Source organism: Microbacterium sp. sgz311019, from assembly GCF_056135325.1.
The window spans coordinates 98,575-124,389 of sequence record NZ_JBWAXO010000008.1; the positions used below are offsets into that span (position 1 = coordinate 98,575).

Annotated in this window: 13 protein-coding genes (1 of these 13 only partly in view); 7 read left to right on the top strand and 6 right to left on the bottom strand. The window is 70.3% G+C overall.

From position 1 onward, the window contains the following. Positions 1 to 8,220: the end of a hypothetical protein gene (locus tag AC0NZN_RS13975; protein ID WP_474592919.1), read on the top strand. 23,280 nt of this gene lie to the left of the window's left edge; the window shows 8,220 of its 31,500 coding nt (coding positions 23,281–31,500); its start codon lies beyond the left edge, outside the window; it ends in the stop codon at positions 8,218 to 8,220. A 156-nt stretch (positions 8,221 to 8,376) separates the two neighbouring features. Here the strand turns inward: AC0NZN_RS13975 and AC0NZN_RS13980 are convergent, their stop codons facing one another. Beyond that, on the bottom strand, positions 8,377 to 10,374 hold the full coding sequence (locus AC0NZN_RS13980) for a YhgE/Pip family protein (RefSeq protein ID WP_474592920.1): 1,998 nt from the start codon (positions 10,372 to 10,374) through the stop codon (positions 8,377 to 8,379). Further along, a complete protein-coding gene (locus tag AC0NZN_RS13985) occupies positions 10,371 to 13,214 on the bottom strand; it encodes an MMPL family transporter (protein ID WP_474592921.1) in 2,844 nt (947 codons plus the stop codon). The genes AC0NZN_RS13980 and AC0NZN_RS13985 overlap by 4 nt, the downstream gene beginning before the upstream one ends. A 150-nt stretch (positions 13,215 to 13,364) precedes the next feature. Here AC0NZN_RS13985 and AC0NZN_RS13990 point away from each other — a divergent pair, with 150 nt between their 5' ends. Further along, a complete protein-coding gene (locus AC0NZN_RS13990; protein ID WP_474592922.1) occupies positions 13,365 to 14,012 on the top strand; it encodes a TetR/AcrR family transcriptional regulator in 648 nt (215 codons plus the stop codon). Here AC0NZN_RS13990 and AC0NZN_RS13995 read toward each other — a convergent pair whose 3' ends face one another. Then, positions 14,013 to 15,002 (bottom strand): o-succinylbenzoate synthase, encoded by a 990-nt coding sequence (locus AC0NZN_RS13995; protein ID WP_474592923.1) that lies wholly within the window; start codon positions 15,000 to 15,002, stop codon positions 14,013 to 14,015. It abuts the gene before it with no gap. A gap of 128 nt (positions 15,003 to 15,130) precedes the next feature. Here AC0NZN_RS13995 and AC0NZN_RS14000 point away from each other — a divergent pair, with 128 nt between their 5' ends. The 4 genes from AC0NZN_RS14000 to metH are packed head-to-tail and all read left to right on the top strand — an operon-like array spanning position 15,131 to position 20,882. Further along, positions 15,131 to 15,466 (top strand): PadR family transcriptional regulator, encoded by a 336-nt coding sequence (locus tag AC0NZN_RS14000; protein WP_474592924.1) that lies wholly within the window; start codon positions 15,131 to 15,133, stop codon positions 15,464 to 15,466. 1 nt (position 15,467) lies between these two features. Then, positions 15,468 to 16,448: a permease prefix domain 1-containing protein gene (locus tag AC0NZN_RS14005; protein ID WP_474592925.1), complete on the top strand. Its 981-nt coding sequence runs from the start codon at positions 15,468 to 15,470 to the stop codon at positions 16,446 to 16,448. Positions 16,449 to 16,471: 23 nt separating this feature from the next. After that, positions 16,472 to 17,254 (top strand): LLM class F420-dependent oxidoreductase, encoded by a 783-nt coding sequence (locus AC0NZN_RS14010; RefSeq protein WP_474592926.1) that lies wholly within the window; start codon positions 16,472 to 16,474, stop codon positions 17,252 to 17,254. 4 nt (positions 17,255 to 17,258) lie between these two features. Further along, a complete protein-coding gene (gene metH, locus AC0NZN_RS14015) occupies positions 17,259 to 20,882 on the top strand; it encodes a methionine synthase (protein WP_474592927.1) in 3,624 nt (1,207 codons plus the stop codon). Between the two features lie 3 nt (positions 20,883 to 20,885). Here metH and AC0NZN_RS14020 read toward each other — a convergent pair whose 3' ends face one another. After that, entirely contained in the window at positions 20,886 to 21,395 is a 510-nt protein-coding gene (locus AC0NZN_RS14020; RefSeq protein WP_474592928.1) for a MarR family winged helix-turn-helix transcriptional regulator, read from the bottom strand. 131 nt (positions 21,396 to 21,526) lie between these two features. On the opposite strand from AC0NZN_RS14020, the gene AC0NZN_RS14025 reads away from it, so the two are divergent. Further along, positions 21,527 to 22,216: an NADPH-dependent F420 reductase gene (locus tag AC0NZN_RS14025; RefSeq protein WP_474592929.1), complete on the top strand. Its 690-nt coding sequence runs from the start codon at positions 21,527 to 21,529 to the stop codon at positions 22,214 to 22,216. Between the two features lie 70 nt (positions 22,217 to 22,286). Here the strand turns inward: AC0NZN_RS14025 and AC0NZN_RS14030 are convergent, their stop codons facing one another. Together AC0NZN_RS14030 and AC0NZN_RS14035 are read right to left on the bottom strand one after the other, a co-directional pair. Beyond that, positions 22,287 to 25,220 (bottom strand): ATP-binding cassette domain-containing protein, encoded by a 2,934-nt coding sequence (locus AC0NZN_RS14030; protein WP_474592930.1) that lies wholly within the window; start codon positions 25,218 to 25,220, stop codon positions 22,287 to 22,289. Then, positions 25,217 to 25,750, bottom strand: coding sequence for a hypothetical protein (locus AC0NZN_RS14035; RefSeq protein ID WP_474592931.1), 534 nt, complete (start codon positions 25,748 to 25,750; stop codon positions 25,217 to 25,219). Before AC0NZN_RS14035 ends, AC0NZN_RS14030 begins: the two co-directional genes overlap by 4 nt. Positions 25,751 to 25,815 lie beyond the last annotated feature (65 nt).

The following is a 25,815-nucleotide window of genomic DNA, read 5'->3' on the forward strand; positions in this document are numbered from 1 at the left end:
TGCACGCTGGACGATCGCGGCATCGTCATCGAGGGCGACGCCACGACGCGCCTGAACGACCAGGTGCTCGTGCAGCTCGCCAAGGACCCGGGCGCTCTGACCGTCACCGTGAAGATCACGATGGATGCCGACTCCCAGCGGCTGCTGCAGATCCTCGACCCGGGTCTCGCCTCGCGCTGGATCAAGCACACCGACTCGACCGGCACGTGGTACGAACTGACCTTCGACGGCACGAACTGGAACAGCCCGGTGCTGCTGACCCTCCAGGCGCGTGAGAACTCGGTCGCCGACGCCCCGACCGTCGCGGTCATCAACTGGGGCCAGGGCGGCACGATCACCTCGGCCTACGCGTTCCCGAACCTGCGCTCGGGCAACCAGCGCAGCGACGTGCTCGTCTACGACGACGAGAGCGCCAACGTCGTCATCATTCCGACCGGCACCGACACGATCGTGCAGCAGTGCGGCAACGCCGCCTGCACGATCCCGGGGCCGAGCGACGGCTACTTCATCCGCTTGACGACGCAGCCGCACCTGCCGGTCCCCAACACGCCGCCGTACACGCCGACCGATGTGAAGATCGCGATCATGCCCGACGGCCTCGTGGATGTCACCGCGATCTGCGACGCGAACGGCGCGAACTGCACGCCGATCAGCCCCGTCCAGTACGCGATCATCGGCGGCGACGTCCAATCGCGGGTCTTCCTCGGCAACCTGTCCTTCTCGGGCAGCACGGTCACCCGCGCGAACGGCAGCGACACCGGCAGCTTCATCGACGAGGGCCTGAAGGCCGGGATGCGGATCAGCCTCGGCGCCTGCGGCGGCACGATCTACACAATCCTGTCGGTGGCGATCGACGGCAAGAGCTTCACGACCACCACGCTGCTCGCGGGATGCGCCGGCACGGTGTCGAGCACGACCGTGAACGCGGTCACGCGCCAGGGCGCCTGGGATGGCACGGGCACGATCGCATCCGTGCTCGGCGACGACGGCAACCAGCACTACCGGCTGACGCGTGCCGCCGGAAGCTGGCTCGTCGACGGGTTCCTCGAGGGGCAGTGGGTGCAGGTCTGCGACGCCGCCAACCACTGCGTGCGGGTCAAGATCCAGAACATCCGCGGCACGAACGCGACGTTCGACAACCAGCTCGAGTTCCGCCCGGTCTCGTACGACGACTTCGCGACGCTCGGCGCCGGCCCGTACACCGTGAAGCGCATCGCCGCGCAGATCACCTTCACCGGTGCGAACTGGTACGTGCAGCAGTTCGTCCAGCTGACAGCCGACCTCGGGTACTACCAGCCGATCACGCGCACGGGCGTCAAGACCTTCCCGGCCAGCCAGCACCTGCTGAACCGCCTGCGCGGCCCGCTGGCCGTCGAGGGCGGCCCGTCGGGCGCCGACCGGTCGCTGCAGCTCGGACTCAAGCTTCCGGGTGAGAAGGACCAGAAGCTCTTCGCGATCGCGCAGCAGGCGCCGGAGTCGACGCAGATCGACGTGCTGAACATCTACAACGACGACAGCGTCGCCAACACGTGGGGCGCGATGACCTCCACGACGCTCCGCGGCTTCGGCATGGCCCGCGATCTCGACTTCGGCGTCGTCACCGGCCCGACCTTCGGCGAGCCGGTCGTGAACGGGCATGTCGTCTTCCCCGGCGGCATCAGCTTCGGCAGCGTCGCGGTCGTCGACGGCACCTACACGACCGACGGCGGAAAGAGCACGATCGAGGTGCTGAACCTCTTCCTCGGCTCCGGCAACGACCGCCTCGACATCCAGGGCACGCTGCAGCCCGACGTCGCCGTCAAGCTCACCGGGACGGTGGTGCTCGCCACGCAGGCGGTCACCGGCTCGGTCCCGGCCGGCACCACGCACCGGCTCTCGCGTCCGACGCCGTTCGACTTCAAGGCCCAGGGCTTCCTCGCGGGTCAGACCCTGACGATCGGCGGCGCGACCTTCGTCGTCACCGGCTTCGGCGACGACGACCCGAGCGACACGACCGACAACACCGTCATGTACCTGAAGCTCGTGTCGGGCGTGGCCCCGACGGGCACGTCGATGCAGACGGTCACGGCCAGCGACGCCGCGGTCAAGGGCGGCATCGCCGCCGGCAACGCGACCGGGACGATCACGGTGACGCCGAACGCCGCAGGCGACGGCGGCACGGTGACACGCGCGAGCGGCAGCTGGATCCTCGACGGCTTCGTCGTCGGCCAGCTCGTGATGATCAACGGCCTGCCCGGTCAGTGGCGCCTGACCGCGGTCACGGCATCCACTCTCACGCTGCAGCGCGGCGACCTCATCGCGGGCATGATCGCGCAGCCGGTCGCTCTGCCGGCGTCCGCGAGCGTGTTCGTGCCCGGCCCGCACGGCGGCCTCACGACCGTCCACGGCGGTGGCAACACGCCGCTGCAGAACGTCTTCTCGATGACGCGCTCGACCATCGGCGGCCAGTTCGCACTCACCCGTCTCGACGGTCTCCCGTGGGCGTTCAACGGGATGCTGCCCGGCAGCGGCTTCGTCGCCGGTGACCCGTATCTGCACCAGTACCAGCACGTGCAGCTCATCGGCGAGAACTTCACGCGCATGATTCTCGGCTTCGCCGACGTCGACTGCCTCACCCTCGGCATCACCGATCCCTACCCGGGCTGCGGCAAGGGCTCGGTCATGCTCCTCTCCGGTCCGCTGGCCGGAACGGCGGGTGCGCTGGCGGCGACAACGGCCCTCACCGACGCACGCGTCGCCGCGCCGACACAGATCACGACCACCGCGCAGATGAACGTGCGCACGTCGAGCCTTGAGCTCAAGACCGGCTCGTGGACTGCGCTCGGCTTCAAGGTCGGCATGCAGGTCAAGGTCAGCGCCTTCGCCGGACCGTTCACGGTCTCGGGCATCTCCGCCGACGGCCGCACGATGACGTTCGCCAACACCGCCTGGGCGCCGAGCATGCACCTGGCCGGCGGCCTGCAGGTGTGGGAGTGGCCGACGCTCACCGTCACAGCCTGGGACGAGAACAAGGCCACGACCGCGATCATGATCGGCGGAGACGTCATCACCGTCTGCAACCGCGCCGCATCCTCGCTGCTCTTCGGCATCGATGTGAACGGCGACGGCACGCCGGAGAGCCGTGTCGCGTGCGACCAGACGCACACGGCCGGACCGGGCTCGCCGCTGGTGGTCTACGGCGACACCTCTCAGGACGGCATCTGGTACTCCGGCATCGCCGGCGACACCCGCGGCATGGAGTTCGGCCCGAAGCCGTTCGATCCGTTCACGAACATCCCGGATGCGCAGAACGAGGACGACGAGTGGGTCTTCGGTCTCGCGCACTGGCACGGCACGGCGGGCAACGACATCATCGACGGGTCCGGCCTGTTCGCCGAGCTCGCACCGACGAACCTGCCGACGGTCGGCTTCACCGCCTACGGCGGCAACGGAGACGACCTCATCATCGGCAGCCAGGCGGGCGACTACCTCGCCGGCGGCTCGGGTGACGACGAGATCCGCGGCCAGCGCGGCGCCGACCAGATCTACGGCGACTCGGGCGTAAACGTGAACGTCCTGACCCGCGCGCTCGACATTGCGGTCGTCAACCGCAGCCCGCTGCCGTCGGTCACCGGCGCCGGCGTGATCCCGAACGGGACGACCATCATCCCGGTGGCGGGCGGCATCCCGGGCGTGGTCGACGACCTTCTCGTCGCCGGATCCGATCTGATCTACGGCGAGGGTGCGGCCGGCCCGGGCCTCGGGATGGGGATCTCCGTCGTGCCCGGACCGGACAGCGCCAACGACGACATCGTCTTCGGCGACCACGGCATCGTCGTCCAGAACGTCGCCGATCCGAACGAGCCCGACCCGCGGCTGCAGCGGATCCAGACGACGGCGATCTCGACGCTGATCTCCATCGCCAGCACGAACCTCGACAAGGGCGCGGACGACGTGATCTTCGGCGGCCTCGGTCGCGACGTGCTGATCGGCGGCGCAGGCAACGACATGATCGACGGCGACCAGGCAGACGACCTGGTGCTCGGCGACGCGGCCGTCCTCCTGCGCACCGACTTCCTGAGCCTGCGCTTCCAGACGCTGTGCGGCACGCTCATGTACAGCCGCAGCGACTTCCCCTCGATGTGCGGCGGCAGCTGGAACGAGGCCAACTCCGGTCAGCTGCTCGTCGACGGCGTCCAGCGCGCGTATCGCGACCCCGACGGCGCACCGTGGTGGGCCGAGTACGACGTCACGAACCTGTACCACGACCTCGCGTCCGACCAGGGCACGAAGTGGGCGGCGACCTTCGGCAACGACTACCTCGCCGGCGGCGAGGGCAATGACATGGTCTTCGGCCAGCTCGGCAACGACGTCATCCAGGGTGACGGCGGCATCGACAAGGCGTACAAGCGCTGGATCGACGACCACACGAACGCCTCCCACGTGGGCGCCTCGCGCACCCCGGACGGCTGCACCGGCACCGCCGGACACCTGATCTGCGACTACACCGGCCTGCTCGTCGTGGTCTCCTCCGACGAGGCGATCACGGACGGCGAAGACTACCTCGAGGGCAACGCCGGCAACGACGTGATCTTCGGCAACCTCGGCCAGGACGACATCGTCGGCGGCTCGAGCGACTTCTTCAGCCTCACGACGCCCGACATGCGCCCCGACGGTCTGCCGTTCGTGGATGCCGGGGGTCAGCCGGTCCAGTCGCTCGCCTACGTGGCGGGCCTCAGCGACCGCGGCGCGGACATCATCTTCGGTGGCGCCGGCAGCCAGATCGGCATCGACAACCAGGTGTCGGGCACGGCATCCACCGCCACGACCGCCGGCGGCATCCTCGCCGACGGCACGCTGGTCAAGGACATGCACGCCCGCGACGCCGACACGATCGTCGGCGACAACGGCGACATCATCCGCATCGTGGGCATCAACCACATCGACATCAACCCGACGGGGGCGGCAGGCGCCCAGAACTACGTGACCTTCGTCTACGACAACTACGGCGGCCAGCGCCTGGTGGTCCGCGGCGTCACGCTGCTCGACTACACGCCGGGCGGACCGGACTTCGTTCCCGCCAACTTCGGCCTGCCGGCTCAGGGCACGTGCAACGGCTCGCCGACGCAGCCGACCTGCTCGGTGCCGCTCGACACGTCGTACGGCGCCTGGAAGACGAGCCAGATCGGCGGCCGCGACGAGGTCCACGGCGAGTCCGGCGACGACACCGTGTACACCGGGGCCGACAGTGACATCATCTTCGGCGACGCGCAGAACGACGACATCATCGGCGGCTGGGGCGACGACTGGATCTCCGGCGGAACGGGGGATGACGGCATCCTCGGCGACGACGGACGCCTCTTCACGAGCCGCAACAGCACGACCGGCGTGACGGCCGCAGGCGTGGCCTGCACGGGCATCGCGGCGGGCACCTGCTACAGCGAGCCGCTGTACGGCATCTCGGCGCTGCTGGCGACCGACCCCGACACGAAGTACTCGAACGGCAACGTCATCAACGAGTACATCTACACGCCGGGTCAGGTGCAGCAGGCGATCATCAACCCCGCCGGCGCCCTCAACAAGGCCGCCGACCTCACGCCGTATAACCTCGGCAGCGATGTGGATGCCGGTCTCCACCACGTGGCCGATCAGCCGCTGTTCGACGCCAACAACTCCGACGACATCATCTTCGGCGGCTGGGGCGACGACGCGATCCACGGCGGCGCAGGCGACGACGCGATCAGCGGCTCGGAGGCCATCGGCGCCGGTCAGGCGGGCTACATCGCCGGCGGCTTCATCCAGCACTTCGACGCGAGCTACAACCCGGACGGCATCGTCTACATCGATTTCGCCCACCCGTGGAACCCGGGCGATGTGCTCCACTTCGGCGACGACACCAACCCGTGGCACGCCAACAACCACAACGCGATCCGCCTCGGCGAGTTCTCCCTCTACAACGAGTACGACCCGCGCCGCGAGATCCGGTTCAGCGACACCGGTGCAGTCTGGGGCTGCACGGCCTACACTCCGAGCGGCCACACCTGCACGGCCGCCCCGTCGGCGACGTCGTTCCCGTACCTGTTCTTCCTCAACAACGAGGACCTCACGGGCAACATCTACACCGGCGCCGGCCAGGGTGCGTGCATCTCGGTCGACAACCAGGGCAACTGCCTCGCCTACACGATGAGCCAGCGCACGGACGGCAACGACGTCATCTTCGGCGACCTCGGCAACGACTGGATGGTGGGCGGCACCGGTCAGGACACCATCTGGGCGGGCTGGGGCAACGACCTGTCGAACGCCGACGACGACATGCACTCCGGATGCGCTGTCGCCGCCAACAACGGGACGTGCATCACGCCCGGAGACACCTACCTCAACGACGTGCCGGACGGCGTCAACTCGAGCTTCCAGGATCGTGTGTACGGCGGCGCCGGCCTCGACATCCTGATCGCGAACACCGGCGGCGACCGCCTCATCGACTGGGTCGGCGAGTTCAACAGCTACCTCGTGCCGTTCTCGACCTTCGGCATCGCGACCGTGAGCCGCCAGGTGAGCCCGTGGCTGCCGGAGTTCCTGTATGCGCTCAGTCGTAGCCAGGGCGCTGACCCGACGCGGGCGACCGACACGGGTGACGACCCGGTGCGCAACGGCGAGCCGAACGGCGAGCTGGGCCTCATCACCCAGCATGACCACGGCCAGTGGCAGACGCAGACGGGCGGCCCGACCGACCCGCAGGCCGGCAACATCCCCGGCGGCCGTCGCGACACGGTGCGCGGGGCGGACTTCAACGACGGCACACTGCAGGGCTTCGCCACCGCATCCGGAGCCTTCACCGTCTCCAGCGGGCAGCTGACGGTCACCGCGACCGATACCACGTCCGACGCGGTCGCGGTCTGGTACGACGACGCGTATCAGACGGTCTACTACGAGCTGTCGGCGAAGATCTCGATGGACAAGCCGGTCGCCGGCTGGAAGGGCAACGCGTTCATCATCTTCGACTACTTCGGCCCGACCGACTTCAAGTTCGCCGGCGTCGACCAGTCGATCAACAAGATGGTGATCGGTCACCGGGATGCGAACGGCTGGTGGTACGACGCGCAGGGCAGCGTGCCGGGCGGCGTCAAGTCCAATACCTTCTACGACCTGAACGTCGTCGTCAACGGTCTCGTCGTCACTGTGACCCTCAGCGGCGGAAATGCCTTCTCGTACACGTTCCAGCCGAGGGTGATGCCCAACGGCGACAAGGTGGCGCTGAACAGGGGCCTCGCCGGCTTCGGGTCGAACCAGGCGCACGGCATCTTCGACAACATCGCGCTGACCGTCATCCAGCCCGCCATCACGATCGACCGGACCGACTACTTCGAGGGCAGTGGGGGGACCACGCTGACCGTGGTGTCGGGCGCCTTCGCCACGACAGGCGGCCGCTACGAGGGCACCGCGGGCGCAGGCGGGGTCGCCGCATCCCTGATCGGCGTCCCGACCACGGGCGGAACCGTCCCGAAGGCGTTCGACCCGAACGCCTACGTGAATCTCACGTCGACCTTCCGTGCATCGGGCTTCAGCGGCTTCATGTTCGACTGGTACAGCGCCGGCGACTACAAGTTCGTCGCGATCGACGTGGCCGGGCAGCGGATCGCCATCGGTCACGTCAGCCGCGGCTCGCGCGTGATCGACGCGGCGATCGCGCAGGCGATCACCGCGGGCAGCGACTACGTCCTCGACATCGTCGTGAAGGCGACCGTCGTCACCGTGACCTTCAACGGACAGGTGCTGACGTCGTACGTCTTCAACTCCCCACTTGCCGACGGCCTCCAGGGCGTGTTCGGCACGGGCACAGGCGCGGTCGTCTCGATCGGCGACTACCGCCTGCGCACCGATGAGCTCGCCTACGCGGGTGCGCCTCCCCCTGCACCCGCGTCGGCGATCACTTCCGCGAGTTCGGTGAAGAAGCCGACGAGCGGCACCACGACGGCGACGCTGACCGTGACGCTGTCGGCCCCCGCGACGACGGCCACCACGGTCTACTGGACGATCGACCCGTCGTCCACCGCGGTCGCGGGCACGGACTACACGGGGCCGACCTCCGGGTACGTCGTGATCCCCGCGGGCTCCACCACGGCGACGATGGCCTTCACGATCCCGGTGACGGCGCGCTCGGGCAGGTCGCTCGTGGTGAGGCTGACCTCTGGGACGGGCTACAACATCTCGCGGGCCGTCGGGACGATCACCATCGCCTGAGCCTCCCCACTGCGCGAGCGGGCATCGCGTGCCTCATCCGTCACATCGTGCTGGACCGACTGACCGTTCGTGACGGATGCTCGTGGGGGCCGCGCTTCATCCGTCACGTTCTGCCGGACCGACCGACCGTTCGTGACGGATGCGCGCGCGGGACGCTCAGGCCACCTGGACCCTGAGCACCTCGCGAGCCGAGACCGTCCGGCGACGGGTGACCGCGACGATCGTGGCGATGAAGGCCAGGCCGCCCCACACGATGAGTCCGACGATGGCGCCGCCGACGCCGCCCGACGTGCCGAGCACCCCGAGCATCGCGGTGTACGCGGGCGCCGTCGGCATGATCGATGCGATCGACAGCAGCACTGCCGGCACGGTCGAGACGATGCCGGTCGCGATGACGAGCACGCCGACGAGCGCAGCGAGCCAGCGGCCCGCACCGCCGAAGACGGCGACGAGCGCCTGGTTGACGGCCGCGAACGCCAGCCCCGCGACGACGCAGACTGCGGCGAACAGCGACCAGGTGCCCCAGTCGTACGACGCCGCGAGCTGCACGACGCCGGCGACCAGCAGGCCCTGGACGGCGCCGATCGCGGCCCCGGGACCGTACGCGCGGAGCGCCAGCATCGCGGACGACCGGCGCGACGTGAGTGATCCCCGCGGAACCGCCTGCACAGCGATGAACGTGCCGATGGAGCCGACCCACAGTGCGAGCGTCGCGAGCAGCGGAATGGCGGATGCTCCGAACAGCGACGACGAGCCGCCCTTTGTGGCGACGGGCGTCGCGACGACGGATGCGAGATCCTTCGCCTGCGCATCGGTGTAGCGCGGGATGGAGGAGGCGGCCTTGTCGAGGCCGCTCGCGAGGGAGCCCGTGCCGGTCGCGAGCTGTGTCACGCCGTCGGAGAGGCTCTGCGCGCCGGAGGAGAGCTGTGTCGCGCCGGAGGAGAGTCCGGTGGCGCCGTCGGCGAGCTTGAACGCGCCCGCCCCGAGCTTGCGCGCACCGTCCGCGGACTGGCTCGTGCCGTTCGCCAGGGCCGTGAGGCCCTGAGAGAGACCGTTCGTCTGCGTGGCGATCTCGGTGAGACCCGCGCTGGTCTTCGAGATCAGGGTGTCGATGCCCTGCGAAGTCAGGTTCGCCGAGTAAGCGGTGGCTCCGGCGTTCTCGGCCGCCGTGGTCGCCTGGGTCAGGGCGGCGTTCAGGTCGCCGCACAGGGACGCGGGTGCGGGCGTGGTGGCGGTCGGCGTGCAGTACGTCTGCAGCATCACACCGATCGACTTCGCCACCGCCTGCGTGTCCGCCGCGGTCTTGTTGGCATAGTCGAGTGTCGCCTGACCGCCCTTGTCCAGGCCGGAGGTCGTGAGCCCGGTCGCCACCTGGTTGATCCCGTCGGCGATCTGCGAGGCCCCGCTCGCAGCACCGTGCGTCCCCGATGCGATGGTGTCGAGGCCAGCACCGAGCTGGTCCGCACCCTTGCCGAGCGCCGACGCCCCCGAGCCGAGCTGTGTGGCGCCCGACGCCAGCGCACTTGCACCCGACGGTAGCTGCGCAGCACCATCGGCGGTCTGCTTCGCGCCGTCCGCGAGCTGCGAGGCTCCACCGGCGGCGCTCTGCAGGTTGTCGCCGAGCGTCGTGAACCCGAGGAACACCTTGTTCAGGTAGGTCTCGGTGAGGGTCGTGCCCATGACGGATGCGGCGGTGGTGGCGACCTGCTGCGAGATCGCCTCGTCGACCACGAGCGCCTGCGGCGATGTTGTCACCCGGATCGTCGCCTGCTCGGGCGTCGTCCCGCCGATGGAGGTTGCGGCGGCCGAGAAGCCCTTCGGGATCGTGATGACGGCCTGGTAGGTGCCGTCCTTCAGGCCCTTCGCGGCATCCGACGTGTTCGAGATCGTCCAGTCGAGGTTGCTGTCGAGAGTCGGCGACCCCTTCACGAGACCCGCCGTCAGCTGGCGTCCGAGCGGCACCATCTGGCCGTTGATCGTCACGGGCTCGTCGTTGTTCACGATCGCGGCATGCATCGAGTCGAGGCGCGTCGTCGGGTTGTAGAGCGCGGCGACGAGGATGCCGCCGATGACGACCGGGAGCAGGATGGCGCCGACGATCGTCAGCCAGGTCACGGGGCGACGGGAGCGGGCGCGCTCGATGTGGAGAGTCATGCGTTCACCTCTGCGGACGGAGAATCTGCGGGTTCGGGGAAAGTGGGTTCAGGCATCGAGGCGTCCGAGACGGCGAGGACCGGCGCATCCACCCATCCCGCGTCGCGCAGCAGCGCCTGCACGGGAGCCGGGTCGGCGGCCGACACGATGAGGGCCAGGGGAGTGAGGGATGCGGCATCCCTCAGCAGCTCGACGGCCGGCGTGCGCACCTCCGCGGCGCACAGCGCCTCGGCGCCGTCGATGACGACGATCCGCGACCCGCGCAGCGCCTGCTGGAGGTCCCGCAGCGGCCGGCGGGTCCGCTGCAGCAGTGCGACGCCGACACGTCGACGCACCCATGAGCCCCGGGCGGGCAGCAGGTGGCCGTCCACCTTGAGCCGGCCGTCGGTTGCGTGAAGTCGGCCCGCGATCGTCAGCAGCAGCGCCTCGGTCGTGCGCGGGTCCGCCGCGGTCGTGATGAGCGCCTTGCCCGGCTCGACGCGCAGCGCGACGTCGCTGTAGAGGGCGCGGTCCTGCTCGTCCCCACGCCCGTTCCGCGCGCCGCCGGCACGTCGCGCGGAGCCTCCGGTCGCGGGAGCCCGGAGCCACAGATCCTCGGCGACGACCGCCGCGGTCGTGTGCGGCTCGGGCCACTCGGCGAGGGCTCGCTCGCGCTCGACGGCCTCGCCCTCGATGTCGAAGTGGGGGAGGGCGCGCTCCAGCCGGCGCGGCATCCACCACGCGTTGTCTCCGAGGAGCGCCATGACCGCGGGGATCAGCGTCATGCGCACGACGAAGGCGTCGATCGCGATGCCCGAGGCAAGACCCAGGGCGATCGGCTTCAGCGACGAGTCGCCCTCGGGAACGAACGCCGCGAACACCGAGAACATGATGATCGCAGCCGCGGTCACCACGCGCGCCGAGGCGGTGAAGCCGCTGCGTACGGCGTCGATCGCCATCGCGCGGTCGCTGTGGCCGTGCCGGGCGCGCCGTGCATGGACGTAGTCCTCCCGCATGCGCGTGACGAGGAACATCTGGTAGTCCATCGCGAGGCCGAAGAGCACGCCCATGAGGATGATCGGCATGAAGCTGATGATCGGCCCGACTCTCGTGACGTGCAGCAGGTCGGCGCCGACGCCGTGGATGAACACGGCCGACACGATGCCGAACGCCGCCGCGACCGAGAGCAGGTACCCGAGAGCGGCGGTGATGGGCACCCACACCGACCGGAAGATGATGGCGAGGAGCACGAGCGACAGTCCGACGACGAAGATCGCGAACGGCAGCAGGGCTCCGCCGAGCCGGTCGGAGATGTCGATGCCGACGGCCGTGAATCCCGTCACCTTGATGTCGACGCCGTACTTCTTCTGGATGTGATCGTGCTGGGCGCGGATCTCTCGCACGAGGTTCGCGGTCGCGACCGAGTCCGGGGCCGAGTCGGGGATGATCTGCACGATGCCGGTGTCGGCGGTCTGATTGGGTGTCGCGAGGGCGACGGCCTTCACCCCCGGGAGCCTTCCGAGCTCATCGCCGAGGTTCTTCATGAGGTTCAGCGGGTCATTTGACGTCACGATGGTGCCGGTGACGATGAGCGGGCCGTTGAAGCCCGGCCCGAAGTGCTCGGCCACGAGATCGTACGACTGGCGCGCCTGCGACTCCTTGGGCAGCTGACCCGCATTCGGCAGGGCGAGGGCGAGGCTCAGCGCCGGGAGGGCGAGGAGGCCGAGGCCCACAACGACCGACACGGTCGTGACGATCGGATGCCGCGTCACGAGCACGACCCAGCGGTTCGAACGCTTCGCCGCGGCACGCTTCCCCTCCGGAACGGGGCGGTGGCGCCAGCCGACGACGCGTCCCTTGACGAAGCCGAGCAGTGCCGGCGTGAGGGTCACGGCGACCAGGACGGCGATCGCGACGGCGACGGATGCCGCGATGCCCATGGTCGTGAGGAACGGGATGTTCGCGAAGCTCAGGCCGATGAGGGCGATGAGCACGGTGATGCCGGCGAAGACGACGGCCGATCCCGCCGTGCCGGTGGCGCGGGATGCCGACTCCTCCGGGTCCATGCCGGATCTGACCTGGTCCTGATGTCGGGCGATGATGAACAGGGCGTAGTCGATGCCGACCGCGAGCCCGAGCATGAGCGCCAGCAGCGGCGTCGTCGAGGACACCGAGGCGAAGGCGGTCGCGATGAAGATGAGCGCCATCGACAGTCCGACGCCAAGGAGGGCGGTCGCCAGCGGCAGTCCGGCGATCACGAACGAGCGGAACGTGACGATCAGCACCGCGAGGGCGACCAGCAGACCCACGGCCTCGATGAGCGAGACGCCGGGGACCGAGGTGGCGAACAGGTCGCCGCCGAGCTTCACGGTGCTGCCGTGCGGCAGCTGCCCTGCGAGGCTGTCGACCTGGGCTTGGAGGGCGTCCTTCGTCTCCTTGCTGATGGTCGACGACTGCCCGGCGAACTGCACGCGGACGATGGCCGCGCTCTTGTCGTCCGAGACGAGCCCCGTCACGTGCTGGTCGAAGGGGCTGGTGGCGGCGTTGACGCCGTGGAGCTTCTGGAGGTCGTTGACGGAGGCGTTGATGTCGCCCTTGTACGGGTCGCTTGTGACCTTGTCGCCGGGGGCGGCGACGACGATGTACTGCGCACTCGTGCCGCTCGCCTGCGGGAAGGTGCGGCTCAGCTGCTCGAGACCCGCCTGCGCCTCGGTGCCGGGGATCGAGAAGGAGTTGTTGGTGCCCTTCGCGAACAGCGCGACGCCGCCGAGGGCGAGGATCAGCAGGAGGAGCCACGAGACGAGCACGCGCCACGGGTGGCGGAAGGACCATCGCCCGAGCGTGGAGAGGAGAGTGGACACGATGCCTCCAGGAGAACGGAGAGAGCCTCCGGGTGGTGATCAGTACAGTTCGATACGGCGCTGTATCCGATACATACGTGTATCGTAAAGGAATCGGGACCGGCAAATCTGAATGCTCCATGTGAGAATCACGAAGAGGGGAGAAGCGCGATGACCGACACGAGAGTGGCGACCCGCAGCCGCGAGAACACCCGCGCGCGCCTGATGGAGGCGGCCTTCGAGGTCTTCGCCGAGGTGGGCCTCGACGCCGCGTCCGTCGAGGCGATCTGCGAGCGGGCGGGCTTCACGCGCGGCGCGTTCTACTCGAACTTCGACTCGAAGGACGAGCTGTTCCTGGAGCTGGCCGCGCGCGTCGCGTCCGAGCGTGTGCAGTCCGTGCAGGCGCGCATCGGCGGTCTGGTCTCGGACGGCTCGGACGGCTTCGATGAGAGTCAGATCTCGGCGATCCTCGAGCAGGTGCTCGACGTCGGCGCCGAGGACCGCCTGGGCGTGCTGCTGATGAGCGAGATTCGCATCCGCGCCCTGCGCGACCCCGACATCGCGCGGGCGTTCCTCGATCAGGATGCCGCGATGCAGCGCAGCGTCGCGAAGATCATCACCGACATCGGCGCCCTCAAGGGCATCGAATTCCGGGTGGATGCCGAGCAGGCCGCCCGGCTCATGCTCACGGTGTGGGAGTCGTCGGCGGTGCGGGCGCTGATCCGCGGTGTCGCCGACCGGTCGCTCGAGGGCGATGAGGCGCTGCGCGCCGCCGCGAGCGCTCGCCTGAACGAGGTCGCCCGCCTCATCCTCTGCTGATCAGTCGGCTTTTTCGAGCGCACCCCAGCAGCGCTCGAGGCGCGCGATCCACCAGTCGCGACGATCGGGGGATGCCGCGAGCTCGTCGAGGCGCGTCGCATCCGGAGTCACCCGCGTGACCGTGAGCGCGCCGTCGACGACCCCATACTCCGCCACGTCCGCGGTGAAGAGCGCGCCCGTCCCGAGTCCGCAGTCGTAGTCGAGCTCGGGAAGAGCCGCCGCCAGCGCGACGCCCATCGAGATGCCGACGGCTGTGTCCAGCGCGCTGGACACCACGGCGGGGAGCCCGGCCTCGGCCACGATCTCGAGGGCCCGGCACACGCCGCCCAGCGGCTGCGCCTTCACGACCAGCAGGTCGGCCGCGCCGGCGCGGGCGACCGCGAGCGGATCCGACGCCTTGCGCACGCTCTCGTCCGCGGCGATCGGCACGCCCATGTACTTCACGCGCCTGCGCAGCTCGACCAGCTCGTCCACGGTCGCGCACGGCTGCTCGGCGTACTCGAGGTCGTACTCGGCGAGGGCGTGGATCGCCCGCTCGGCCTCGTCGACGTTCCACCCGGCGTTGGCGTCGATGCGCACACGCCCCTCGGGGCCCAGGGCCTCGCGCACCGCGCGCACGCGTTCGACGTCGTCGGCGAGGGTCTGCCCCGGCTCCGCGACCTTGACCTTGGCGGTGCGGCACCCGTCGAAGCGCCCGAGCACCGCCGCGACACGGTCGGCCGGCACCGCCGGCACCGTGGCGTTCACCCGGACGGAGTCGCGCACGGCCTCGGGGCGCGGCATCCAGGCGTCGTCGATGGCGGCGGCGAGCCAGGTCGACGCCTCGGCATCGCCGTACTCCACGAAGGGCGAGAACTCGGCCCATCCCTCCGGCCCTTGGAAGAGCAGAGCCTCGCGGACGTCGATTCCGCGGAATCGGGTCGCCATCGGCAGCGCGACCACGCGCGCGGAGTCGAGGAGGTCGGGAAGCGGAGGCAGGTCGCGCGGCATGTCCCCATGATGCCCTCCGATCCGGTCGGTGCGTTCGTCCGCCGCCCCAGGTTCGGGATTCAGTCCGCGTGACGCGGACGACAATGTGCCGTTGACGATAGTGTGTGAGAAACAGTATCGTGTGAGATGTGAGCCAAGACGAGATCCTCGACACGCACCTGCAGGAGCTGCGTCGCGGCACCGTGGTGCTCGCCTGCCTGCGGTTGCTGGCGACGCCGGGCTACGGCTACGGGCTGCTCGAGCAGCTCGCCCGCCGCGGCTTCGCGGCCGACGCCAACACGCTCTACCCCTTGCTCCGCCGGCTCGAGAAGCAGGGGTACCTCACCAGCGAGTGGAACACCGACGAGGCCCGGCCGCGCAAGTTCTACCGCACGAGCGCCGCCGGACGGTCCCTCGCCCGGTCGCTCACCGACGACTTCGGAGCGATCGCCGCATCGATCGCCGATCTCCCTCAGGAGGACTGACATGGATGCCACCACCCTCACCGACCGCTATGTCGACGCGGCGATGCGCACGGTCCCCGACAAGCAGCGGGCCGACCTCGCCGCAGAGCTGAAGGCATCCATCGCCGATCAGGTCGATGCGCGCATCGACGCGGGTGAGGACGCCGCGGCCGCCGAGCGGGCGGTGCTCACGGATCTGGGCGACCCGGACGCACTCGCCGCCGGCTACACCGGGCGCGCGCTGCGTCTCATCGGGCCGCGCTATTACCTCGACTGGTGGCGGCTGCTGAAGCTGCTGCTGTGGATCGTGCCCGCCTGCGTGGCCTTCTCGATCGCACTCGGCCAGCTGATCGCGCAGGCTTCGGTCGGAACGGTCGTCAGCCAGGCCGTGATCGGCGCGCTGTCGTCCATCGTGCACGTGTCGTTCTGGGTGACGGTGGTCTTCGCCGTGCTGGAGCGCACCGGACGCCCCGCGATGGATGCCGGCGCCTGGACACCCGATCGCCTCCCGATGCCGCGCGAACGCGGAGCGCGCCTGAGCGACCTCGTCCTCTCACTCGTCTGGCTGGTGCTCGTGGCCGGGGTGATCCTCTGGGACGCGTTGCGCGGCCTCGCGTTCGCGAACGGCACGTGGATGCCGGTCTTCAACCCCGCGCTGTGGCCCTGGTGGATGATCGCCCTGTTCGCGATCCTCGCGGCCTTCGCCGTCGTCAGCCTCCTCGTCTACGAGCGCGGCGGATGGTCCTACCCGCTGGCCGCGGTGCACGGCATCCTGGACCTCCTCCTCTTCGGAGGGATCATCTCCCTCCTCGTCGAGGGTCGCCTGCTGAACTCCGAGCTCGTGAGCGCACTCGCGGATGCGACGTCAGCGGAGGTTCCTCGCATCCTGGGCATCCTCCTGGGTCTCGGGCTCGCCGCGATCGCCGTCTGGGATGTGCTGGACGCGTTCCTCAAGGCGCGTGGCCGCGGCCCGGGCCGCCCGGAAACACAGGGCCCCGTGTAGCCGCCCGCCTCTAGGCTGGTCGCATGCTCCTCGACACTCCCGCGCGCCTCGGCGTGCAGATCCAGCCGCAGCACGCCACGTACACCGAGATCCGAGACACCGTGCGACGCCTGGAGGACATGGGTGTCGACATCCTCTTCAACTGGGACCACTTCTATCCGCTCTCCGGCGAGCCCGACGGCCTGCACTTCGAGTCGTGGACGATGCTCGGCGCCTGGGCCGAGCAGACCGAGCGCGTCGAGTTCGGCGCCCTCGTCAACTGCAACAGCTACCGCAATCCCGACCTGCAGGCCGACATGGCCCGCACGCTCGACCACATCTCCGGCGGACGGTTCATCTTCGGCACCGGCGCGGGCTGGTTCGAGCGCGACTACGACGAGTACGGCTACGAGTTCGGCACCCCGGGCTCGCGCCTGAACGACCTCGCCGCGGGCCTGGAGCGCATCGAGGCGCGCTGGGAGAAGCTGAACCCGGCGCCGACCCGTCGCATCCCGGTCCTCATCGGAGGGGCGGGCGAGCAGAAGACACTGCGGCTCGTCGCGAAGCACGCGGACATCTGGCACTCCTTCGTCAGGCCGGATGCGATCGCGCACAAGGTCTCGGTCATCGAGCAGTGGGCGGAGAAGGAGGGACGCGACACGTCGAACCTGGTCGTCTCGAACGAGCTCGCCCGGCGGGACGTCGAGACCGCGGGCGCCCTCTACGACGCCGGGGTCCGGCTGTTCACGCTCGGCATCTCCGGCCCGCACTACGACCGCGACCTCGTGCAGCACTGGGTGAACTGGCGCGACGCGAAGAACGGCTGAACGGATGACGCCGCCCCGCTTCGCCTTGGACATCGACGGCGTCGAGCGCCCCGCACGCTCTCAGGCGCTCCTGGATGCCGTCCACCACCGTGTCGTCATCGCCGACGGCGCGATGGGCACGATGCTGCAGCGCCACGATCTGTCGGTCGAGGGCGACTTCGAGGGGCTCGAGGGCTGCAACGAGATCCTGAACGTCACGCGCCCGGACGTGGTCGGCGGCATCCATGACGCGTATTACGCGGTCGGTGTGGATGCCGTCGAGACCAACACGTTCGGCGCCAACTGGTCGAACCTCTCCGACTACGGCATCGACGACCGCATCGCCGAGCTCGCGGAGAAGGGCGCGGCGATCGCGCGGGAGCGCGCGGAGGCCGCCGAGGCGGCCGATGGACGGATGCGGTGGGTCCTCGGTTCGATGGGCCCCGGCACGAAACTGCCCTCGCTGGGTCACACGACGTACGACCACCTCAAGCAGACCTTCGCGCTGCAGGCCGAGGGGCTGATCGACGGGGGAGCGGACGCGTTCCTCGTCGAGACCTCGCAGGACCTGCTGCAGACGAAGGCTGCGGTCAACGGCTGCAAGCAGGCGATCGTGGCGCGCGGCATCCGTCTGCCGATCTTCGTCGAGGTGACCGTCGAGACGACCGGCACCATGCTCATGGGCTCCGAGATCGGCGCCGCGCTGACCGCGCTCGAGCCGCTCGGCGTCGACGCGATCGGCCTGAACTGCGCCACCGGTCCGACCGAGATGAGCGAGCACCTGCGGCACCTGTCGAAGCACTCGACCGTGCCGATCGCCTGCATGCCGAATGCCGGTCTGCCGGTGCTCACGGCGGACGGCGCGCACTATCCGCTGTCGCCGGCGGAGCTCGCCACCGCGCACGAGCAGTTCGTGCGCGAGTTCGGGTTGGGGCTCATCGGCGGATGCTGCGGCACGACGCCCGAGCACCTCGCCGCGGTCGTCGATCGCCTCGCGCCGTACCGGGCGGCGGCGCCCGACCGCGCGCCGAGCGACATCGATGCGGGCGTCGCGTCCCTCTACCAGCACGTCTCCTTCGACCAGGATGCCTCGTACCTCGCCATCGGCGAGCGCACCAACGCCAATGGGTCCAAGGCCTTCCGCCAGGCGATGCTGGAGGAGCGCTGGGACGACTGCGTCGAGATCGCACGCGAGCAGATCCGCGTGGGGGCGCACCTGCTGGACGTCTGCGTCGACTACGTCGGACGCGACGGCGTCGCCGACATCCGGGAGGTCGTCTCCCGGTTCGCCTCGGCATCCACTCTTCCGCTCGTGATCGACTCGACCGAGCCGCCGGTGGTCCAGGCCGGGCTCGAGCTCATCGGCGGGCGCCCGGTCGTCAACTCGGTGAACTACGAGGACGGCGACGGCCCGGACAGTCGCTTCGGCCGCATCATGCCGCTCGTGAAGGAGCACGGCACCGCGGTCGTCGCGCTCACGATCGACGAGCACGGCCAGGCCCGCACCACCGAGGGCAAGGTCGCGATCGCATCGCGCCTGGTCGACTCCCTCGTCGGGGAGTGGGGGATGCGGGTCGAGGACATCATCGTCGACTGCCTGACCTTCCCCATCGCCACGGGCCAGGAGGAGACCCGACGCGACGCCATCGAGACGATCGAGGCGATCCGCGAGATCACCCGCAAGTACCCCGGCATCCACACGACCCTCGGGGTCTCGAACGTGTCGTTCGGGCTGAACCCCGCCGCCCGCGTCGCGCTGAACTCCGTGTTCCTCCACGAGGCCGCGGAGGCGGGCCTGTCGAGCGGCATCATCGACGCGGCCAAGATCGTGCCGCTGGCCACGCTGCCGGACGAGCAGCGCCAGGTCGCGCTCGACCTCGTGTGGGACCGCCGCGAGTACGACGTCGACGGCAACGTCACGTACGACCCGCTGGCGACGATGCTCGACCTGTTCGCGGGCGTCGACACCGCGGCCCTGCGCGACCAGCGCGCCGCCGAGCTCGCCGCACTGCCGGTCGGCGAGCGCCTGCAGCGACGCATCATCGACGGCGAGGGCAAGGGGCTCGAGGCCGATCTCGACCTCGCCCGCGCCGACGGGATGGCGCCGCTGGCGATCATCAACGACCACCTGCTGGAGGGCATGAAGGTCGTCGGCGAGCGGTTCGGCGCGGGAGAGATGCAGCTGCCCTTCGTGCTGCAGTCCGCCGAGGTGATGAAGACGGCCGTGGCTCTGCTCGAGCCGCACATGGAGCGCGCGGATGCGTCGGGCAAGGGGCGCATCGTGCTGGCCACGGTCCGCGGCGACGTGCACGACATCGGCAAGAACCTCGTCGACATCATCCTGACGAACAACGGCTACGACGTCATCAACCTCGGCATCAAGCAGCCGATCGCCGACATCATCGCCGCCGCCGAAGAGCACGACGCCGACGTCATCGGCATGTCGGGCCTCCTCGTGAAATCGACGGTCGTGATGAAGGAGAACCTCCTGGAGCTGCAGGCTCGGGGCATCGCGAAGCGATGGCCCGTGATCCTCGGCGGTGCCGCACTGACCCGCGCGTACGTGGAGGACGACCTCGCGGGGATCTTCGACGGCCACGTGCGCTACGCGAAGGATGCGTTCGAGGGCCTGGCCCTCATGGAGCCGCTGGTGCGCATCGCGCGCGGGGAGGATCCGTCCGCGGTCGGGCTTCCCGCATTGAAGAAGCGCATCCACCGGGCCGGCTCGCAGCTCACCCTCACGGAGCCCGAGGCGATGCCCGCCCGCTCCGACGTCGCGGCCGACAACCTCGTGCCCGCGCCGCCGTTCTGGGGCACCCGCATCGTCCGAGGCCTGGCGCTCGCGGACTTCGCCGCCTTCCTCGACGAGCGCGCGACCTTCATGGGGCAGTGGGGCTTGAAACCCGGTCGCGGCGACGAGGGCCTCACCTACGAGCAGCTCGTCGAGCGCGAGGGCCGGCCACGACTGCGGTACTGGCTCGACCGAATCCTGTCGGAGGGGATGCTGGACGCCTCCGTCGCCTACGGGTACTTCCCGGTCGTCTCGGAGGGCGACGATGTCGTGGTGCTGCACCACGCCGACGATCCGACCGGCGTTCTGGGCGCGGCCGGGCTGCTCGCCCCGGACGGGGGCAGCGGCGCGATCGGCACCGACCGCCTGCGGTTCTCGTTTCCGCGCCAGCGGCGCGACCGGCACCTGTGCCTGGCCGACTTCGTCCGCTCGCGCGAGTCCGGTCAGGTCGACGTCCTGCCGGTGCAACTGGTCACCGCCGGAGCCGCGATCGACGAGGTGACCGCGAAGCTCTTCGCCGAAGACCGCTACCGCGACTACTACGAGCTCAACGGTCTCGTGATGCAGCTCACCGAGGCGCTGGCGGAGTTCTGGCACGCCCGCATCCGGTCGGAACTCGGCTTCGCGGCCGAGGAGCCGGTGGAGAAGGCCGGGCTGTTCAAGCTCGAGTACCGCGGCGCGCGCTTCTCGCTCGGCTACCCCGCGTGTCCCGAGATGGAGGACCGCCGCAAGGTCGTCGAGCTCCTGCGCCCCGAGCGGATGGGCGTGCAGCTGAGCGAGGAGCTGCAGCTGCATCCCGAGCAGTCGACCGACGCCTTCGTCTTCCACCACCCGGAGGCGAAGTACTTCTCGGTCTGACGGTCAGCAGTCGTCTGCGGCCGCATCCGCCGTGTCGCAGGCGGCGGGACCGAGGTGTGTGCGCAGCGCCCCGGTGAGCTCCACGAGCTGAACGAGCTGGCCGGTGTCGAACGCATCGATGAAGAGCTCTCGCACAACGTGCAGGTGCGGTGCTGTGGAGCGGCGGAAGGCATCCGACCCCGCGCGCGTCAGCGTGACCTCCGTGCCCCGATTGTCGCCCTCGCTGCCGCGGCGCTCGATGAGTCCGCGCTGCTGCATGCGCGCGAGGTGGTGGGAGAGGCGGCTTCGCTCCCAGCCGATCGCCGTCGCGAGCACGGACGAGCGCAGACATTCCCCGTCGGCCTCGGTCAGTGCGAGCAGTACGGCGTAATCGCCCATGGACAGTCCGGAGTCCCGTTGTATCCGTGCGGCGACCTGCGCGCGCAGCAGTGCGGTCGTCTCGATGAAGTCTCGCCAGACTGCGAGCTCGTGCGTCGTGGGCGAGCGGCGCTCGCGGGTCGCCTCTTGAAGCATTGGTCCCCTTCGAACAATGTGTGACACGAAGTCTCACATGAGCGAGGCGCCACTCCCACGATCCGACACGCTCGGACATCGGTCGTCTTCCGGGCGCCCGACTCGGATGAGCCCTGCATAGTCTGGAATCCGTGGGCGACTCGCGGACGATCGGCATCCTCGGCGCCGGCAGGGTCGGGCTCGTGCTCGCGCGGCTCGCCGTCGCATCCGGTCACCACGTCCTGGTGGCAGGGTCCGGCGATCCCGCGCGCATCGCCCGGACGGTCGCGGTGCTCGCGCCGGATGCGGAGGCGACGACGACGACGGATGCGGCGACCCGCGCGGACGTCGTCATCCTGGCGCTGCCCCTCGGCCAGCACCGGACGCTCCCCGTCGAGCCGCTGCGCGGCACGCTGGTCATCGACGCCATGAACTACTGGTGGGATGTCGACGGCTACCGCCCCGACTTCGAGGATCCGCTGACCTCGACGAGCGAGACCGTCCAGGCGTTCCTGGAGGGCGCCCGGGTCGTCAAGGCGTTCAACCACATGGGCTACCAGGACCTCCAGGAGGAGGCCCGGCCCCCGGGTGCCGAGGGCCGGAAGGCGATCGCGATCGCGGGCGACGATCCGGATGACGTGGCGGCCGTCGCCCGGCTGGTCGACGAGTTCGGATTCGATCCGGTCATCGCGGGTCGCCTTGCCGAGGGGATGCGGTTGGAGCCCGGCACGGAGCCGTTCGGCGCGGACGTGGATGCCGCAGAGCTCGCGGCGATGATCGAGCGCTTCCCGCGCTCGCAGCGGGGCCTGTTCGTGGCCGCCGCCCGGGGGCGCGTCTCGTGATCGTCCGCGGGCGGCGCGGCCGGCATGCGGTCGCGACGACTGCCGGGTGGGCCGGGAGGGCGCGACCGGCTCAGTCGCTCGCCGGGCCCGCGGGCACGAGAATGCGGGCACGGGGGTGGACGGGCCGGGTGACCGGCTTCGCCCGCCGGAGCGAGGCGAGCACGGCGCGTCCGATGACGACGACGCCGATGACGGTCGTGATCGCGCGGAGCGTGTCCCAGCTGAGGGTCGAGCTGATCAGCGAGTACACCAGGAAGCTCACGAGGTTCTGGCCGATCGGCGCCCCGGGGACGTAGGAGATGCCGGTCCCCGCCCCGACGGCGAACGGCCAGAACCAGAGGTTCATGAGCAGACCGAAGAGGTAGGACGCGACGACGCCGTAGGCGCACAGCATCCCGATCTCCGCCCAGCCGCGGACCCGGCGAGGCAGAAGACCCGCAGCCGCACCGACCCAGGCGCAGGCGAACATCTGGAAGGGCGTCCAGGGGCCGAAGCCGCCCCACATCACGCTTGAGATCGCGATGGTGGCGACGCCGAGCAGAAGGCCGAAGCGGGCGCCGAACGCGCGTCCCGCAAGGATCAGCAGGATGAACACGGCCTCGACGCCGCCGACCCCGGTGCTCGCGATGCGGACCGCCGCGCCGACCGCGGCGAGGACGCCGAGGAGCGCGATCGTGTGGGCCGAGCGGACGGTGCCGTCGAGGGATGCGGCGACCGCGATGGCCGCGAGCGGTGCCAGCGCGATCGCGGCGAACGGCGCGGCCGCGGCGGCTTCGCTCGGCAGTGCCGTGGCGACGAGCGGCCAGCAGAAGGCTGCGAGAGCGACGAGGTTGGCCGCCACCAGGGCGACGAGGGGCAGCCGGTGCCGTGCGGGCCGCGACGCCACCCGGTCCGCAGCCCGCATCGCGAGCCCGATCTCAGCCGGGATCGTGGCGCCATCCGCACGCGCCGCGCCGTTCCGGGCCTGGATCCCTCGCTCAGCGGGTGCGGACTGAGATCGGGCACGGGGGAGCGGTCCGGCATCTCGCGCACCGTCGAGCGAGCCGAGGGAATCGGAGCGCGGGGCCGCAGGTGCCACCCCGTCGCGCATCGGCAGGATGCGCGCACCCAGCGCTGCGGCGAAGTCGGCGTCGTGTGTCGCGAAGAGCACGGCGGAACCCGCATCCGCTGCCGCACGCAGTGCCCTGGCGACCAGCTCACGGGCCGACGCATCCAGCCCGCGGGTCGGCTCGTCGATCAGCAGCACCTGCGGATCTCCCGCCGATTGCAGGGCGATCGCGAGGCAGCGGCGCTGGCCGACGGAGAGATCGCGCGGATGCCGACGCGGATCGACCCGCTCGCCGCCGAGCAGATGGGCCAGTCGCGCAGCCGACACGCCTCGCTCAGCGCCTGCGCGCCGGTCGGCGGCCCGCAGCTCCGCTCCGACGGTGTCGCGCGTGAAGAGGTCGTCCGAGGCGTCGGGAACCAGGGCGACGCGGCCGCCCGCGACGATGGGCATGTCCCTCTCGGGCAGTGCGAGCGCGGCGAGCAGCGTCGACTTGCCCGCGCCATTCGGCCCGATGAGCGCCACGACCTCGCCCGCACCGAGCGTGAGCGACGCATCCTGCACCACCGTGGCGCGCTCGCGGCGGATGGAGAGGTGCTCCGCGGCCAGGACGTGGTGCAGGGTCGGTGGGTGCACCACGGCCGGCGGAGCAGGTGCCACCGCCGGCGCAGACCCCGGCGCGAGCAGGCCGTCCGCGATCGCCGCCCAGGCATCCGCGACAGGCGTGAACGGGCCGGAACGGTGCTCGGCCACGACCACGCACACACCGGCCGTGTGCGCCAGCGCATCCAGCACCCCGACGACACGCGCGCGAGCGTCGGCGTCGAGATCGGCCAGAGGCTCATCCACGAGCAGCAGGATGGGACGCTCGACCACCGCGGCGGCGATCGCGACCAGAGTGGCCTCGCCTGCCGACAGCGTGCGCACCGGCCGCTCGAGCAGGTGCGCCACCCCCACCCGCTCCGCGACCTCGGCGACGCGCGCCGCGACGATGACCGATGCGACGCCCCGCAGCTCGAGGGCGAGCCCGATCTCGTCGCGCACGCGTTCGGTCGCGAACGCCTCGCGGGGATTCTGCAGCACGACTCCGATGAACCGCGCGGTCTCGCGCGGCGGGGTCGCGGCGCGGTCGAGGCCGGCGATCCGCACGACGCCGTCGAGCGCACCGCCGTCGACATGGGAGAGCAGTCCGGCGAGCCCGCGCAGCAGCGTGGACTTCCCCGCGCCCGTCGCCCCCGTCACGACGGTGAGTGACCCGACCGGCGGCGCGAACTCGCGAACCCGCACTCCTGCGAAGGGTTCGCCCTGCGTTCGTCCGTCACGTTCGGCGACGGCATCCGACGGCTCAGGACGGAGGAAGGCACCGGAGGGGGACGGAGAGAAGGAGAACACCGCATCCGCGACGACGACGGGATGCGCGCAGTCCGCGGCGAGCGGCGACGTCTGGTCCGACGCCCCGAAGCCGCGCAGCTCCAGCGCAGCGGCGACGGATGACGCCCGCTCGAGGGTCCTCTCGAGGATCGGCACGAGGGCGCGCGCCCCGAAGCGCTCGCCCCGCAGCCGGAAGGCGAACCGCACCGCGCGCGCGGCGTCGGCGAGCGCCGGAAGCGTCGCCCATGCGACCGCCAGCATGCGTGCGACCGCCCGCAGCGGTCCGCGCCGCGCAAGAACCGTGAAACCGCGAGAGAGGTCCACCAGCGCGTTCAGCACCCCGAAGGCGAGGATCAGCGCCGCGATCGGGATCGCCGAGGCGACCGCATCCCACAGCCCGCCCGCGGTGATCGGCCCGAGCAGCACGACGTGCGCGAACGGCTCGGGCAGCCGCATCGCCGGCAGCGGCACGAGCACCGGGCCGCCGGCATCCGCCCCGTCGAACAGGATGCGGTAGACCACCCGCGCCCCGATGAACACGGCGGCCAGGATCGCCGCCGCGCGCAACGGCGCGGGCCTGAGGGTCATGGCGCGGGAGTCGCGGGCTTGCCGTCAAGGGTGAACAGCAGCTCGACGCTCTGGCCGGGCTCGACCTTCTGCGCGGACATGCCGTCCTGGGCATATGCCCAGGCGCCGCCCGCGGGCTTCAGCCAGAGCGCCCAGTAGGCGAAGGCCGCGGGCATCCCCTGGCACTGCTCGTGGTACGTGCTGCCGTCCTTCGCCGGGATGTCGAGGGTCGCGGAGGGAACGCCGTTGACGCGGCACACGACCTGGTCGCCGTACTGCTTCGTGCCCTCCGTCGTCACTCCGGTCTTCGCGAAGGCCTCCGCGGCCGTGATCGGGGCGTCGGTCGCGACGCACGCTCTCTTCTTGGCGGATGCCGGCACCTTCAGGTCGCCCGGATCGACTATGACCGTGACGCCCGCGCAGGTCGCGCCGGCGCTCGCGGCGGGCGATGCCGACGACCCCGCCGAGGGGGTTGCGGTCGCGCAGCCCGCGAGGGCGATCAGGAGGGCGGCGGATGCGGCGGCAGCGGCGAGAGCGGAGCGGAACGTCACTTCTCCAGGGTAGGGGCCGTCTCGTCGCCGCCGTCGCCGTGTGACGCCGTCGTGGCAGGCGTGCG